At 58.5% G+C, this 15,163-nt stretch carries 14 protein-coding genes; 9 read left to right on the top strand and 5 right to left on the bottom strand.

Annotated elements, in window-relative coordinates:
* Positions 1–28 precede the first annotated feature (28 nt).
* Positions 29–3,517: a PA14 domain-containing protein gene (locus ACR3FB_RS19945; RefSeq protein WP_480566666.1), complete on the top strand. Its 3,489-nt coding sequence runs from the start codon at positions 29–31 to the stop codon at positions 3,515–3,517.
* 12 nt (positions 3,518–3,529) lie between these two features.
* Here ACR3FB_RS19945 and ACR3FB_RS19940 read toward each other — a convergent pair whose 3' ends face one another.
* Genes ACR3FB_RS19940 through ACR3FB_RS19920 form a run of 5 tightly spaced genes read right to left on the bottom strand, consistent with a single transcriptional unit; the run spans position 3,530 to position 6,765 of the window.
* Positions 3,530–4,882, bottom strand: coding sequence for a DUF4384 domain-containing protein (locus tag ACR3FB_RS19940; RefSeq protein ID WP_480566757.1), 1,353 nt, complete (start codon positions 4,880–4,882; stop codon positions 3,530–3,532).
* Positions 4,879–5,289, bottom strand: a complete 411-nt coding sequence (locus ACR3FB_RS19935) for an ExbD/TolR family protein (protein ID WP_480566662.1) — start codon at positions 5,287–5,289, stop codon at positions 4,879–4,881. The genes ACR3FB_RS19940 and ACR3FB_RS19935 overlap by 4 nt, the downstream gene beginning before the upstream one ends.
* Positions 5,286–5,714, bottom strand: a complete 429-nt coding sequence (locus tag ACR3FB_RS19930) for an ExbD/TolR family protein (protein WP_480566660.1) — start codon at positions 5,712–5,714, stop codon at positions 5,286–5,288. Before ACR3FB_RS19930 ends, ACR3FB_RS19935 begins: the two co-directional genes overlap by 4 nt.
* Before the next feature lie 10 nt (positions 5,715–5,724).
* Entirely contained in the window at positions 5,725–6,345 is a 621-nt protein-coding gene (locus ACR3FB_RS19925; protein WP_480566658.1) for a MotA/TolQ/ExbB proton channel family protein, read from the bottom strand.
* Positions 6,346–6,348: 3 nt separating this feature from the next.
* Entirely contained in the window at positions 6,349–6,765 is a 417-nt protein-coding gene (locus tag ACR3FB_RS19920) for a hypothetical protein (protein WP_480566656.1), read from the bottom strand.
* Positions 6,766–7,132: 367 nt separating this feature from the next.
* Between ACR3FB_RS19920 and tssA the strand changes: the two genes are divergently transcribed.
* The 8 genes from tssA (at position 7,133) to tssG (ending at position 15,161) form a co-directional block, all read left to right on the top strand.
* Entirely contained in the window at positions 7,133–8,179 is a 1,047-nt protein-coding gene (tssA, locus tag ACR3FB_RS19915; protein WP_480566654.1) for a type VI secretion system protein TssA, read from the top strand.
* Between the two features lie 67 nt (positions 8,180–8,246).
* On the top strand, positions 8,247–8,762 hold the full coding sequence (gene tssB, locus ACR3FB_RS19910) for a type VI secretion system contractile sheath small subunit (RefSeq protein ID WP_170378441.1): 516 nt from the start codon (positions 8,247–8,249) through the stop codon (positions 8,760–8,762).
* Between the two features lie 3 nt (positions 8,763–8,765).
* Positions 8,766–10,262: a type VI secretion system contractile sheath large subunit gene (gene tssC, locus ACR3FB_RS19905; RefSeq protein WP_480566653.1), complete on the top strand. Its 1,497-nt coding sequence runs from the start codon at positions 8,766–8,768 to the stop codon at positions 10,260–10,262.
* 97 nt (positions 10,263–10,359) lie between these two features.
* Complete coding sequence (locus ACR3FB_RS19900) at positions 10,360–10,854, top strand: Hcp family type VI secretion system effector (RefSeq protein ID WP_170378430.1); 495 nt, start codon at positions 10,360–10,362, stop codon at positions 10,852–10,854.
* 81 nt (positions 10,855–10,935) lie between these two features.
* On the top strand, positions 10,936–11,757 hold the full coding sequence (locus tag ACR3FB_RS19895) for a type VI secretion system accessory protein TagJ (protein ID WP_480566651.1): 822 nt from the start codon (positions 10,936–10,938) through the stop codon (positions 11,755–11,757).
* The gene (tssE, locus tag ACR3FB_RS19890) at positions 11,750–12,244 is read left to right on the top strand and encodes a type VI secretion system baseplate subunit TssE (protein ID WP_170378426.1); all 495 of its coding nucleotides are present in this window, start codon (positions 11,750–11,752) and stop codon (positions 12,242–12,244) included. Before ACR3FB_RS19895 ends, tssE begins: the two co-directional genes overlap by 8 nt.
* 5 nt (positions 12,245–12,249) lie before the next feature.
* Positions 12,250–14,127 carry a type VI secretion system baseplate subunit TssF gene (tssF, locus tag ACR3FB_RS19885; RefSeq protein WP_170461487.1) on the top strand — a complete coding sequence of 626 codons (1,878 nt, stop codon included), beginning with the start codon at positions 12,250–12,252 and terminating at the stop codon, positions 14,125–14,127.
* Entirely contained in the window at positions 14,091–15,161 is a 1,071-nt protein-coding gene (gene tssG, locus ACR3FB_RS19880) for a type VI secretion system baseplate subunit TssG (protein WP_480566649.1), read from the top strand. Before tssF ends, tssG begins: the two co-directional genes overlap by 37 nt.
* The last annotated feature ends 2 nt before the right edge of the window (positions 15,162–15,163 follow it).

Raw genomic sequence — 15,163 nt, 5'->3', positions numbered from 1 at the left:
GAATTCCGCGAAGTCTGAGCAAAGCGAAATGCAGGATATTGCAGAAAATCTTTCACGGGCACCTGCAATTTCGGCTGAGGACCCGACCAGGAGTACTCTGCATACCGGCGAACAGGCGCAAGGGGTGCTGGATGAAGCTCAGACCAGTGGCGGAGCACCTCCGGCGGGCGTTAATTTCGCTGAGAGAACGGTGGTTGAAGAAGGTGTTGAAACAGGCATAGCAAGCGTACCGCAAAGCGTTGTCGCACGGGCTGGGTCGCCCTTAAATACAAGCCCATCTGGCGAAAGTGGGCAATCGGATCACCAAGAGAGGGTCTCCTCTGCTGAAACAACTGTCGGACCGCTTCCTACTGCCGATATATCGGCTGAATTTCCGGACGTTACGCCTGAGGTCGAGCCGAACGCGCCCACCCTTCCGACAATTCCTGCGGTCTCGCCCCCTCAGCCACAGGAAGAACAAAACCAAGCCCCCAAGGATGTCATGCTTGACGGCTCAAGCCTCACAGAGAACGATGAAGGCGCGGTGGTCGGGACCATTACGGTGTTTGATCCGGATTCGGAAGGGCCGCATCAGTTTGAGGTGTCCGACCCCCGGTTCGAAATCGTCGACGGTCAGTTGCGATTGAAACCCGGCGTTGCGCTCGACCATGAAGACGCAGTCAGTGTTGAGGTGGATGTCACCGTCACGGATGAAGGCGGTTTAAGCTTGACTGAGCGTTTCACGATCGACGTTGCGAATGTGAACGAAGGCCCAGAAAAAGTGTCGCTGGACAGCACTATAGTGGCCGAAAACGCGATGGGGGCGTCGGTTGGCAATGTTACCGTCGTGGACCCTGATCTGAATGACGCCCACAGCTATGAGATCTCGGATGGACGCTTTGAAATCTCCGACGGGCAATTGCGCTTGCGGCCGGGTATCTCGTTGGACTACGAGGGCGCAGATCACATTGAAGTCAGTATCAAGGCGACCGACGCCGGAGGCTTGAGCGTCACCGAAACATTCTCGATATCGGTTCAGGATATCAACGAAGCGCCGATTGATCTGACTGTTCAAAACGGAACAGAAAACCTGATCCGGAACGGCAGCTTTGAGGAATTCGATCTCCAACAGGGCCGGTGGAGGGGGTTTGACGATGATCAATCCGGTGCCTGGACCGATGCCAACGGGATCGAGATATGGGACCGCCTAGGAGGGCTGCAGGCCTCGGACGGGGATCAGGTGATGGAGATGGACCATGGCTGGGGCATGGATAGCATCTCTCAGGTTGTGCAGACGCAGGAGGGGCAGCTCTATGATCTGGGCTTCGACCTGCGCGAACGCCTTGCGAATGGTACCGATACGGTTGAGGTGTTTTGGAACGACACTCTGGTTGCAGAACTGGATCCAAAATCGTCGGATTGGGAGACGTTCCAACTGCAGGTAGTTGGTACTGGCCAGGACAAGCTGGAACTGCGTGAGGCCGAAGGCCAGAACGACTCCTATGGCGCTTTGGTCGACAATATCACTCTGACCGAAACGCAGCTCGCCGTGGCTGAACATGTCGCGGGCGCTGTGATTGGTCAGGTCCGGTTCGATGATCCTGATCATGGTGATACGCACCGGGTCGAGGTCTCGGATGACAGGTTCGAAGTGATTGGGGGGCAGCTACGTTTGAAACCGGATGTGGCGCTAGATCGCAGTGAGGCTGAGGCCTTGACGGTTGATGTGACTGTCGTCGACGAAGGTGGGCTAAGCACGACCGAGACATTTTCGATCTCTGTCGCAGACAGGCCCGATATGTCGATCAGCACCGGGTTTCATGCCAAATGTTTCGATGCCGACCACGGCGTATCGCGACTTGAGGACGTGAACTGGGACGCGCCCGCCGTGCATCAGGAGGTCACGACGGAGATTGACTACGAAGTTAGCCGCGGGTCCTTTTTGGAAGACGGGTCGCGAAACACTTTTGGCGTTGAGGTTTCCGGAACGGTACAGGTTTCCGAGGGCGGGACGTTCACTTTCCATCTCGGAGCAGACGAAGGCGCGATGCTTTTTGTTGATGGTATACAAGTCATCAATGAGGACGATTCACATGGATACCAAACACGCACGGGCCAGATTGACCTCGAACCCGGAGCGCATGCTATCGAGGTTCGCTATTTTGAGAATTCGGGCGAAGCAGGCCTGAAACTGGAATGGGATGGCCCCGGCCCTGACGGCCAACAGCTTGTTTCGGCTCCGGATGTCGCTCAGGCGCAGGTTGTAGCGGGGACTCCGCTGGCCTTCGATATTGACACAGCAGCTTTGGAAATTGGCCATGATACCCTGTTTTCCTTGGATGGATTGCCGCCGGGCACGCAGGTTGAAGTGGACGGTCAGACCCATGCTGCCGGTCCAGACGGGACAGTAGAAATGGGCAGCTGGCAGGGGGGAGCGCTGACCATAGAACCTCCATTCGATTTCTCGGGCCCTATTGATGTGGGGGTACGTTCCTCCACTCCAACCGAATTAGGTGGTCGTCAAGATGCGCTCCAGACAGTGTCATTCGAGGTTCATCCGGCGCAGGTTTTTGCCCCGACTGCGCAAGTGGCTGGAGGATTTCAAGCCAGTTACTTCGATGTGGAAAGTAGATTGTTGAAATTGGACGACATTGATTGGAGCGCGAGCCCGAGTCATCAGGAAATCGTGGCTGAAATTCACTACAAAAACAGCGCTGACTCGTTCTGGGAAGGCGGATCAAAAGACACATTCGGTGCCCGCTTGGAGGGGCGCATTTCGGTCGAAGAGGGCGGCATATACACCTTCTTTGCCGGAGGGGATGATGGCGTCGTATTATTCGTCAATGGTGTCGAGGTGATCGAGAATGATGGTCTGCACGCCTATAGGACCCGAGCCGGCCAGATCGAACTCGACCCCGGCACCCACGATATCGAGGTCAGGTATTTCGAAAACTACGTGCATGCGGGGCTAAAACTGGAATGGGATGGCCCTGATACAGAGGGCCGCGCCCTAGTCCAGGCGGATCCGGGCTTGGCGATTGAGGAAAATGGGACCTTGGCGCTTGGCATTGACCTGACGGGTGCCAGCGATCAGGCGGATGTGGCAATTGAGGGGTTGCTAGCCAACAGCCTGATTGTAGGCGCAGAGGCCGCGGTGATGTCGGATGGGGGGCCGGTTGATGTGAGCGGCTGGGATATCGGCTACCTTGAAATCTCGCCACCACCGGGGTTCGAGGGCGCAATTGAAGGCCAGATCGTGATCTCGGATACCGGCTTTAACGGCGCGCCGGTGACATCGACAACCGCGTTTTCGATGGAGGTTGGAGATGTTGATGCGCTTACGAAACTCGATGCGCCGGATGAATTCGCGTTTTTTGCGAATGCCTCGGGCAACGGGGATGTAGCATCTTGGGATGCTGATTCATCCGACGCTGCGCAAGACGACACAGACGATGTTTTGAATGAAGACGTTATCTCGCCATCACACACCGAGATTACGAGTATCGAGACGGAGGCCTATGAAAGGGTCGATTGGTAGCCCGCGGCTGACCTATTCGGACGTGGTTATGAAAAAATAGACCCATTCGCCTTTGAATTCTGGGTCCTTGGCGCGGGCGTCGGCGACTCGGTCCTTGAGAAATTCAAGGTAAGGTCCCGCCGGTTCGATCAAGGGTCTTTCCTCGTCAAAGAGCGCGGTCGATGCCGCAAAGGCCACTGCGATTTCTTGTCCGTATGGAGGGCCGATGGTTATGAAAAGGCCGGGGTCGCCTTGTTTTTCAGCGCCAACTTTGAATGCAGATTTGGCGGGTGTTCGGGCAAGAGGGACCGATGCGTTTGGGCTCAGGTGTATGACCTGACCGTCGGCGTCGAAATAGTCGACGTAGATATAGGCGTCGTAGTCGGCTCCGGTCAGATCAAGGACCAGTTGCTGACCCGAGGCGTAGCGAAACTCTCGCGTGTGAATATCATCGCCCACCAGCAGGGGGTTGGTGATCTGGTCGGTCGATTGTGGCAAGCCCACATCGACGATCCCGCTAAGCGCGCCGCATTGGGGTCGGGGAAGGATCAGCAGATTGTCGGTGACCTGAATATTGGCCCCCATCTGCGCCTGAAGCGCCGACAGGACAGGCCCACGAAGGCCGTTTTCTGGGATATGACCGATCAGTTCGAGGGTATTTGTTTCTGGGCGGAACTGTACCTGAAGGCGTGAGCACGGTACCTGGGCCAGCAGACCGTCTATACCATCACGCAGGTCCTCAGCCGCTTGGCCTGCATCTTCGGGGCGCGTGAAACTTTGAAAGGCGGCGAGGCTTACGGGATCAATCGAGGAATCGCCGGTTGCCGAAAACACATCAGCCGCCTTGGCCTTTGGGACGTCCGGTTGGGTTTGGGTCAAAGCGACGGGCCGCGCCTGCACGGCCTGAGCGGTATCAAAGGAAGGTTGTGTCAACGCCACTGTATCCGTCGGCGCGCGGTTGGATGACAGGGTGGTCGTCGGCAACTCGGCCGAGGCCAGAGTTACCGGAACTGCCTGTTCGGCAACAACAGGTTGCGGCTTGTCCGGAACGGCCGCCAGAGCCTGCGTTTGGCTGGCCACCTGGTCGCTGGCCGCGAGGCTTAGGGCATTCGCGGCAATCTCTGGGGCCGGGGATTGCGGAATAAGGCCCTGCGCCAATCGCGCGCCGCTTGTTTCCTCGGTTGAGGTCGCCTCTGTATCCGGCTGCGCTTGCGCGGCGGTGCTTTGTTTCACCTGATGCGCCGAAAGCTGCATCCGCGTTTCCGGCACGGGTTGCTCGAAAACGGGTTCAGGCTCCGTGGACCAAAGCAGAATGACCGCAGCCACGGCGTGAATAGCGACAGAGCAAAACAGCGCAACGCCCCATATCAATGGAGTGCGCGTCACCGGACCGGACCCGGAGGTGTAACGACCAGCACCACATCCCGCGCGCCCATCGCCTCGAACGTGGCGATCAAGGGCAAGACCTCTCGTAGGGCGGCATCCTGATGGGCGTTGATGCGGAGCAGCAGGTCGGGCTGTTCGGACAGCGCCGCCTCAACCGATTGCGCGATCTGATCCGCCGAAAGCTCTGTTCCGTCCAGGGCCAATTGGCCATCAGCGCTCACCGACAGGGTCAATCCGCCCGCTGGCATATCCGCTCCGGATTGCGACACCGGCGGGGTCACGTCGAATGGCGCGGTGGCGTCCATGCGTCCGATGAGCATGAAGAAGACCAGTAGAAAAAAGACGACATCTATCAGGGCGATGATGGTTTCGGGGTGATGGCGCGGGGCGGGACGAGTGATCCTCATGGGCGCGCCTCCAGCCGGACGACGCGCATATTGGTCACGCCTGCGCGGGTGATGACGTCCATGACAGTGACCAGCGCCTGCATGCGGGCGCTGCCGGTGGGTAGAACGATCACCGGAGTTGACGGAGCCTGGGCGATTCTGTCGGACAACAGCGCCTCAAGGTCCTCAGAGGTCAGCGCTTGCCCGCGGAAATAGGGCGCTCCGTCGCCTCCGATACGGATCACTATGGCGCTGGCGGGTTCACCCGAGGTGCCGGAGGGTGCAGACCGATCCGCTTGAGCCAATGCTGGGATCATGTCGAGGTTCAGATAGGTCGAGGTCACCATGAAGAACACCAGCAGGATCAGCATCACGTCGATCATCGGCACCAGTGAGATCAGGGGCCGTGTCGGTCTGCGTCTGTTCAGGCTAAGCTCGGCGGACATGTGTGATCCCCTATTGCGTGCCGCGTTCCTCGATCACCATCAGCTGCCCGACCGCGTTCTCGATCGCCTGAGCGCCCGCTTCTGCTCGGCCCGACAGCAGCGATGCGCCGACAGCTGCGGGGATGGCGACCAGCAGACCGGCGGCGGTGGTCAGCAGGGCCTGCCAAATCCCGCCCGCAAGGACCGAGGCATTGGCCGCGCCTTGCGCCAGCTCCAGCTCCTGAAACGACTGGATCATACCGGTCACAGTCCCCAACAGGCCGAGCAGGGGCGAGATCATCGCGATCAGCTCCAGCATGCGAATCCATGTGTTCATGGCGGCGAATTCCTGATTGCCGCGACGAGTAAGTTCGGCCATCAAGGCGGGTCCCTTGAACCCATCGTTCAGCGCCTGCATGGCATAGGCGCATACGCGATCAGCCGGAGATTTCCCCGCAGCGACGGCTGCCTGTGCCGCCTGCTTGTCGCCCTTGGACCATTGCACCAGCGCCGTGTCCCTCGCGCCTCCGCCGGACCGAACCGGGGCCAGTTGCATCGCTTTGATGACAATCAAAGTGACCGAGAGCAGCGACAACGCGCCAAGGATTGCGATGATTGGGCCTCCTGCGCCCAGTGTCTCCAGCCCGAACATGATCTATTGCGCCAGATTGGCTGAGGTCTTGCTGCCCAGCGCCAGCAGTGGGAAGCAATCCAGAGGCTCGGCGTTCTGGGGCTTGCAGGCCGGCAGGTCATGCAGCAGTACCTCCGAGATATTGGAGCATTCAATCTCGGGGATTTCGAACAGTTTCAGAACGGTGCGTTGAACGGGCAGGGGGGCCGCGTCGATGGACAGAAGCCGGTCGATCACACCATTGCTGTCGAGGATGGCCAGCGACATCTCGAATTCTTCGAAACTGTTGTCAGTCCGGTTGCGAAATAGGAAGAACGCGCGGCATCCGCCGTTGTCGGCGGGTTCGAATTTGTTCAGTTCGATTCCAAGGCGGCCCTCATCGGCCTGCGCGGTTGCGGCCATCAGTGTCAACGCAACTGCGCCGAAAAGCGATTTTCTCATCTTCCTACCTCTGCTGCCGGTCGTTGAACCCACATCCGATGTCTTGCGTCGCGGGTCTTAGCACTGAACATTGCAGAAACAGGGCGCATGCGGGAAGATATTTTTGCAGTGGGTCGCGCTCGCGGTGGAACAATGAACTTGCCCTGACGTAAACAAACGGTACGGCGGGTCGGGAAAATGTGTATATTGATCTCGACTTGGTCCGCGCATTGCGACCGATTAACCACACAAGCCGCAGAGGAAACTGGAAGTGTTTGCGAGTTTCGCCATCATGTGAACTAATTCATACACAAGATTGCAGGCGCTGCTGTAAGCGATTCAACAAGAACAACAAGCTGCGATCGAACAGGACGGTATTGGGAATAAAATGGACCTTTCATCTTATCTGGAGCCCAGAGACGACGAACCCCCCAGCGGAGAAAATCTGGAATACGATCCGGCCTTTACGGACCTTGAGATCGCGGCCCAGCCGGGCGAAGAGCGTCAGATGGGCGATGAGGTCGTTGCGGCCGAAGAACAGGACTGGCGCGATGTCGAGGAAAAGGCCCTCGCCGTCATGGAAAAAAGCCATGACATTCGCGCCGCGATCTATCTGGCCGAGGCTGTTTTGCACACAAAGGGCCTTCCCGCCTTTGCCTCAGCCGTGGGCTATGTGAAATCTCTGCTGGAAGACAATTGGGATACCTGCCACCCCGAGTTGGATGAAGACGACGGCGATGCCACCATGCGTATCAATGCGGTGCGCGGTCTGGCCTCGTCAGATCGGATGGTACGCGCCTTGCGTCGGACCGCTTTGACGGACAGCCGCATGTTCGGTCGGATGACCCTGCGCCATCTGGATGTCGCCGAAGGTCGCATCAACATGCCCGCAGATCTGGACGACGCTCCGGATGCAACCGGGGTTGCCGCGGCGTTCAAGGACACCGATGACGAGGTGTTGGAGGCCAATGCCGATGCGGCGTCCACGGCTCTAGACGATGTCGAGGCAATCGATGCTGTTTTCAGTGACAAAACTCCCGGCGAAGGTCCGGATCTGACGCCTCTGTCTGATGCGCTGAAAAGCATCAAGCAGGCGTTGGCCAGCTATGCCGATGTGGGCGAGGCCGAAGAAGACGATTCCGGCGACGATGACAGTCCAAGTAGCCCATCGGGTGCCCCGGCCGCGCCGATGGCGTCGGGTGGTGGTGGCGGTGGGGCGATCAATACGCCCGACGATGTCACCCGGATGCTGGAGCGCATCATGGATTATTATGCCCGGTGCGAGCCATCCAGCCCGCTGCCAATTTTGCTTGAGCGCGCCAAGCGCCTTGTGAATGCCGATTTTCTGACAATTATCGAAGATATGGCAAAAGAGGGTCTGGATGAGGTGCGCCAGATCGGCGGCATTAAAGAAGACGACGATGACGATTATTGATCCGTTTGGGCGCAAGCCGAACACCGGATTGAAAAGAAACACTGATGGATGAATCGAGGAGCATCAGATGGCTGACAGTTCACAAAAATTTATAGCCCGGAACAGGGCTCCGAGGGTTCAGATCGAATATGATGTTGAACTCTATGGCGCCGAAAAGAAGGTCCAGCTGCCCTTTGTCATGGGCGTCATGAGCGACCTTGCCGGGAAATCCGAGGTCGAGCAGCCCGCCGTGGCCGACCGCAAGTTCCTAGAAATTGACGTCGACAATTTCGACGACCGGATGAAGTCGATGGCGCCGCGCGCGGCCTTTACAGTGCCGAACACCCTGACGGGTGAGGGCAATCTAGCCGTCGATATCACTTTCGAGAGCATGGATGATTTCAGCCCCGCCGCGATTGCCGCGAAGGTTGAGCCTCTCAAGGAGCTGCTGGACGCGCGCACCCAGCTGTCCAACCTGATGACATACATGGATGGTAAAACCGGGGCCGAGGATCTGATTTCGAAGATCATGCAGGACCCGTCGCTGCTAAAGACACTGGCAGCCCAGCCCAAACCCGGCGCTGACGCCGCCGAGGAGGAGTAAAAGATGGCCGAAGAAGAAGCCAAGGTAGAAGCCGCCGAAGGCGCAACCGCGTTTGGATCCTCGGAATTCGAGGCGCTGCTGACAAAGGAGTTCCGCCCCAAGTCGGATCAGGCGAAAACCGCCGTTGAAAGCGCGGTCAAGACACTGGCCGAACAGGCGCTGGCCAATACCGGCCTGATCTCGGACGACGCGTTGCGGTCGATCGAAGGGATCATTGCCGAGATCGACAAGAAACTGACCGAACAGGTCAACCTGATCCTGCATCACGAAGATTTCCAGCAGATGGAAAGCGCGTGGCGTGGTCTGCATTATCTGGTGAACAACACCGAAACCGACGAGATGTTGAAAATCCGCGTGATGAACATCTCGAAGAAGGACATGCACAAGACCCTGCGCAAGTTCAAAGGGACCGCATGGGATCAGTCGCCGATCTTCAAGAAGCTCTATGAAGAAGAGTTCGGCCAGTTCGGTGGTGAACCCTATGGCTCGCTGGTGGCTGACTATCACTTCGACCACAGCCCGCAGGATATCGAGCTGCTGGGTGAGATGTCCAAGATTGCCGCTGCCGCGCATGCGCCTCTGATCACCGGGGCCAAGCCTAGCCTGTTCCAGATGGACAGCTGGTCGGAACTGGCCAACCCGCGCGATCTGACCAAGATCTTCCAGACGCCGGAATATGCGGCATGGCGCAGCCTTCGCGAAAGCGAAGATTCCAAATATGTCGGTCTGGCAATGCCGCGTTTCCTTGGCCGTCTGCCTTATGGGTCGAAAACCGAACCGGTCGAAGAATTCGCGTTCGAAGAAGACACCACCGGCGCAAACAGCGACAGCTACAGCTGGGTCAACGCGGCCTATGGTATGGCGGTGAATATCAACCGGTCCTTCAAGGAATATGGCTGGTGTTCTCGCATTCGTGGCGTGGAAAGTGGTGGTACGGTAGAGGGCCTGCCCGCGCATACCTTCCCAACCGACGATGGCGGCGTGGACATGAAGTGCCCGACCGAGATCGCGATCTCGGACCGTCGCGAGGCGGAGCTGGCCAAAAACGGCATGATGCCTCTGATCCACCGTAAGAACAGCGATTCGGCGACCTTCATCGGCGCGCAATCTCTGCACAAGCCGGCGGAATATGATGATGCGGATGCAACCGCGAACGCCAACCTGGCTGCGCGCTTGCCCTATCTGTTCGCGACCTGCCGATTCGCGCATTACCTGAAATGCATGGTGCGTGACAAAGTTGGCTCGTTCAAAAGCCGTCAGGATATGGAGTCGTGGCTGCAGGGCTGGATCAACCAATACGTGGACTTCAACGCCGATATCTCGGCCGAAGCGGAAAAAGCACGTAAGCCTTTGGCCTCGGCCGAAGTGGTTGTGGAAGATGTCGAAGGCAATCCGGGCTACTACACGTCCAAATTCTTCCTGCGCCCGCACTATCAGCTGGAAGGCCTGTCGGTCTCTCTGCGTCTCGTATCGAAACTTCCGTCCGAAAAAGCTGGATAAAGGTCAAAAAAAATTGGCGGCATGTGATGTGTTTCACTGCCGCCGTTAAGACCCTCCGGTAAACCGGGTTTAGAAACTAGAAAAGAGGAAGGCTAAAATGGAAAACGTATTTGTACAGATGGACTTCCCGGGCGAAGCACGGGAAAAACAGCACAAAGATTGGATCGCGGTCAAGTCGATCTCGTGGGAGGTTGAGCGGACGCTGGACATGTCCGACATGGGCACCACGCAGCGCGGCTATGCCAACGCGAATTTCGGCAAAGTGACCCTGAATACCGAGCTCAGCAAAGCGTCTGCCAAGATCATGACTTATGTCGCGTCGGGTAAGTCGAACTCGGAAATGCTGATCCACATGTGCCGCTCTGGCGATGACGAAAAGAAAGGCATGGAGCCTTATCTGATCATCAAGCTGCGTGACGCAATCGTGGACAGCTACTCGGTAGATGGCGGCGAAGATTCGATCCCGTCGGAAACCTGGACCGTCGCGTATCGTGGCATCTCGGTTAAGTACAAGATTGCCGACTTCAAAACCGGCAAGCTCAGCGACTGCAACGAGTTCCTGTGGAACCTGGAAACCGGCGACGTCAGCTAAGGTTTCAAACGACTACGGGTCCCGGTGGCATTTGCCGCCGGGGCTTTTGCACTTTTTCCATCCTGACTGCGCGAGGGTTACATGACGCCGGAAGAGCATCTTAAATCAGGCGATCTGGCGGCCACTTTGGCCTCTCTGCAAGATAAAGTCCGTGCCAATCCCGCAGACGCCAAGCTGCGGATTTTTCTGTTTCAGCTGCTCTGTGTGATGGGCGACTGGAAACGCGCGATCACCCAGTTGAAACTGAGCGCAGAAATGGATGAAGCGGCCACGATGATGGCCAAAACCTATCGTGAGGCCATCATTTGCGAGGTCTATCGCGAAAAAGTCTTTGCCGGGGAAAAGACCCCGATGATTTTTGGCGAGCCGGAAGAGTGGTTGGCCCATCTTATCGAGGCACAGAAACTGACGGCTGGCGGGCATTTCGACCAGGCCGCTGAACTGCGCGCAAAAGCGTTCGATGCAGCGCCAACAACATCCGGCACGGTCAATGGCGAAGCATTCGAATGGATCGCAGATGCCGATATGCGGCTGGGGCCGGTCCTCGAAGTGATTGTGAACGGCCGCTATTTTTGGCTGCCGTTTTCCCAGATCGTGCGGATCGACATCGAGCCGCCCAGCGACCTGCGTGACGCGGTCTGGACAGCCTGCACGCTGACGGTTGCCAGCGGAGGGGAACTCGCCGCCCTGATACCAACACGCTATGCCGGGTCGACCGAGCAGGGCGATGATGCCGCCCGTCTGGCGCGGGCGACCACTTGGGTCGATGCCGGTGGCGAAACTTTTGTCGGGCTGGGCCAGCGTTTGCTGACAACAGACAAGTCCGACATCGCGTTGCTGGACATTCGCGAACTGGTTCTGGACGTGGCGGCCGGTGCCAGGGAAACGGCGGGAGATGGCTGAGAAGACCCTTGCCGAACGCCTGCAACCCTCGCTTCTGGATCGTTTGACGGATGACGCGCCGGATCAGTTGAAAGAGGGGCGGGACTCCCGCGTGATTGACGTCGGGCGCCTGCGCGAGATTATACAGCGCGATCTGTCCATGCTGCTAAACACTACCGATCAATCCGATCTGATTGATGAGGACGTCTATCCTTACGCCTCCAAATCTGTCCTGAACTACGGCATTCGGCAGACCTCGGGCTCGTTCTCAACCTTGCGTCAGGCCCAGCGCATTCAGAAATCCATCGCGGATTCTATCGAAGTGTTTGAACCTCGGATCGTGAAAGGCTCGGTCGCGGTCGAATTGCGCTCGGAAAAGCAATCGGGCGAAATGCATGTGGACTATGACATCCGCGCTGTGATGTGGGCGCAACCCATGCCTCTGGAATTGTATCTGCGCAGCCGGGTCGACGTGACCACAGGCGAAGTCTCGATCGAGCGGAGCTAGGCGCGATGGATACACGGCTTCTGAAACACTACGAAACCGAACTGGCCTTCCTGCGTGAAATGGGGGCCGAGTTTGCCAATGCGTACCCCAAGATCGCCTCGCGTCTGGGGATGGAAGGGATCGAAGTCGTCGACCCCTATGTCGAACGTCTGCTGGAAGGCAGCGCGTTTCTGGCCGCACGGGTTCAACTGGAACTGGACATGCAGTTCCCGACTTTCACCTCGAACCTGCTCGAGATTGTCTATCCGCATTACCTGGCCCCGACACCGTCGATGATGGTGGCGCAGATGGAGCCCGACATCGGCAATGCCGCATTGAAAGAAGGCTACCCGATCCCGCGCGGCACCACTTTGCGCGCGCGTTTGGCCGAGGGCGAGCAAACCGCGTGTGAGTTCACCACCTCTTCTGACCTAACCCTCTGGCCGATTGAAATCACCGAAGCCGAGTACATTGACGGTCGGGGAGAGTTGGTGGCTGCCGGGGTGGCGCGTGACACCGACGCTCGCGCCGGTATTCGCCTGCGTTTGAACCGCACCGACGGTGAGCCGATGGCCGAGTTGGGAATGGACAGCCTTGTGATGCATCTGGATACCCAGAGCGGAAAAGCCTGGGCCCTGCATGAGTTGCTGGCCACCCAATGTGTTGGGCTGACGGGTCGCTCGACGGACCGCCGCGCGGACTGGACCACCCGGCTGACGACTGCGGATGTCGTGCCCAAAGGGTTTGACGCGGATGAAGCCCTGTTGCCAACCCCGCGCCAGTCCTTCGACGGTTATCGCCTACTGCAGGAATATTTTGCGATGCCGGAACGGTTCCTCTTTGTGGAACTGACCGGCCTGCGACCCGCGCTCGAAAAATCGGCAGGCACAGACGTGGATATCTACATCCTGTTGCAGGACGGGATGCGCGATGTTGCCCCCGCTGTGACACCCGCGGCCTTTGCCCTGAACGCGGTGCCTGCAGTGAACCTGTTCCACCGCCGCTGCGACCGGGTGCATATCACCCAGATGGACACGCAGCATCACGTGGTGCCCAACCGTACTGCGGGCCTCGACTATGAGATTTTTGGGATTGAACGCGTCACAGGCATTCAATCTGATGAAGAGGGAGACATCCCTTTCCGCCCCTTCTACAGCGACACTGATCTGACAGCTGCAGGCGACAATCACTCGGCCTATTACACGATCAAACGCCGGATGCGGCAGCGTAATGAAAAGGAACGGCTACGGGGCGTGCGGACCTCGTATCTGGGGTCCGAGGTCTACCTGACATTGGTCGACCGGGCACAGGCGCCATATCCCGGCTCGTTGGAACAATTGGCGGTTGAGGCGCTGTGTTCCAACCGCGATTTGCCCCTGTTACTGGCCGCAGGCGGCGACGACGTCTTTCACCTACCGGATGGTGGTCCGGTAAAGACAATCCGAACGCCGGTGACACCCACGCGCCCGCATGCGACCCTGGCTCAGGGTGATGCTGCGTGGAAACTGATCAGCCACCTCAGCCTCAATTACCTGTCCATTGCGGGCGACGGGAAAGAAGGCGGGGCGGGCGCTTTACGCGAACTGCTCGGTATCTATGCCCCGCTCGGCAACCGCGTGACTGAGAAACAGCTTGAGGGCGTCGTCTCGGTCTCCAGCCGCCCCATCGTGCGCCGGATGAGCGACGAGGTCCTCAGCACGGCGGTGCGCGGGTTAGAGATCACGCTGGGCTTCGACGAAAGTTTCTACGAAGGCACCAGCGTCTATGTGCTGGGCGCTGTGCTCGAGCGGTTCTTCCGCAAATACACCACGATCAACAGCTTCACGGAAACCGTGCTGAAAACCGAACGACGAGGAGAGATTGCCAGATGGCGACCAGCGGCCGGACTGGGCAGGATCATCTGAGCCTGCTGGCCGCGCTGGCGGCTGATCCTGAAAGGCATCATGTCTTTCAGGCGTTACGGGTGATCGAAGCGCATTATACAGATGCGCCGCGCCTGGGTGAATCGCGCCGTCCGCGCGAGGATCGCGTGCGTTTGGGGCAGGATGTCTCACTGGCCTTTCCGCCCAACACGCTGACGCGGTTTGAACCGGCGACAGACGGCGCACCCGGCAAACTCAACAACCTGTTCTTTGGCTTTTTTGGTCCGCAAGGCCCGCTGCCGCTGCACCTGACCGAGTTCGCCCGCGACCGACAGCGCAACCACCGCGACCCGACTTTCGTGGCTTTTGCCGATATGCTGACGCACCGGATGATGAGCTTGCTCTATCGTGCCTGGGCTGCCGCCGAACCCGCGCCCAGTTTTGACCGGGGCGATGATCCGTTTGAACAGCGTGTGGCGGCTTTGGCCGGGTTCAAGGGCGCAGACTACAGCGACCGTGATGCGATGCCGGATATGCTGCGCCGTTTCTTTGCGGGGCATTTGGGATCAGGGACGAAAACGGTCGAAGGCCTGATCGCGATTCTGTCGGACTATTTCGGGGTGGAAGCGCATGTGCAGCAGTTCGTCGGTTCGTGGCTGGAGCTGGAGCCGGACGACACATGGCAGCTCGGCTCGCCCGCGCGTTTGGGGCAATCGACCAGCATCGGCAACCGCGTCTGGTCGCGCGCGGCCAAGTTCCGTATTCGCATCGGGCCATTGTCGCTTGAAGACTACAAACGCCTGCTGCCCGGCGGCGTTTCTCAGGAACGGATGGAGGCGATCATCCGCACCTATGCCGGTGACACCTTGGATTGGGAGGTCAACCTGGTGCTGGCCGGTGACGAGGTGCCGCGCGCCTCGCTGGGTGGAGCGACGCAGCTGGGTCATACCAGTTGGATTCGAACCCGCGATGATCCTGACCAGAACCGCCCGGATGCGGACGATCTGATCCTGTATCCCGGATATGTATCACAAGAATTCGAGGCCGAAGAACTGGCCCATAACGAGAGGTATTGAAG

The sequence above is a fragment of the Ruegeria sp. AO1 genome, from assembly GCF_056535985.1.
This window is presented reverse-complemented; position numbering and strand designations above follow the sequence as displayed.

Coding starts and splice junctions, on each gene's coding strand:
- ACR3FB_RS19925 (WP_480566658.1), bottom strand. CDS start 6,345: ATGTTCGGGCTGGAGACACTGGGCGCAGGAGGCCCAATCATCGCAATC.
- tssF (WP_170461487.1), top strand. CDS start 12,250: ATGGATACACGGCTTCTGAAACACTACGAAACCGAACTGGCCTTCCTG.
- tssA (WP_480566654.1), top strand. CDS start 7,133: ATGGACCTTTCATCTTATCTGGAGCCCAGAGACGACGAACCCCCCAGC.
- ACR3FB_RS19930 (WP_480566660.1), bottom strand. CDS start 5,714: ATGTCCGCCGAGCTTAGCCTGAACAGACGCAGACCGACACGGCCCCTG.
- tssB (WP_170378441.1), top strand. CDS start 8,247: ATGGCTGACAGTTCACAAAAATTTATAGCCCGGAACAGGGCTCCGAGG.
- ACR3FB_RS19935 (WP_480566662.1), bottom strand. CDS start 5,289: ATGAGGATCACTCGTCCCGCCCCGCGCCATCACCCCGAAACCATCATC.
- tssG (WP_480566649.1), top strand. CDS start 14,091: ATGGCGACCAGCGGCCGGACTGGGCAGGATCATCTGAGCCTGCTGGCC.
- ACR3FB_RS19920 (WP_480566656.1), bottom strand. CDS start 6,765: ATGAGAAAATCGCTTTTCGGCGCAGTTGCGTTGACACTGATGGCCGCA.
- ACR3FB_RS19945 (WP_480566666.1), top strand. CDS start 29: ATGCAGGATATTGCAGAAAATCTTTCACGGGCACCTGCAATTTCGGCT.
- ACR3FB_RS19900 (WP_170378430.1), top strand. CDS start 10,360: ATGGAAAACGTATTTGTACAGATGGACTTCCCGGGCGAAGCACGGGAA.
- tssE (WP_170378426.1), top strand. CDS start 11,750: ATGGCTGAGAAGACCCTTGCCGAACGCCTGCAACCCTCGCTTCTGGAT.
- tssC (WP_480566653.1), top strand. CDS start 8,766: ATGGCCGAAGAAGAAGCCAAGGTAGAAGCCGCCGAAGGCGCAACCGCG.
- ACR3FB_RS19895 (WP_480566651.1), top strand. CDS start 10,936: ATGACGCCGGAAGAGCATCTTAAATCAGGCGATCTGGCGGCCACTTTG.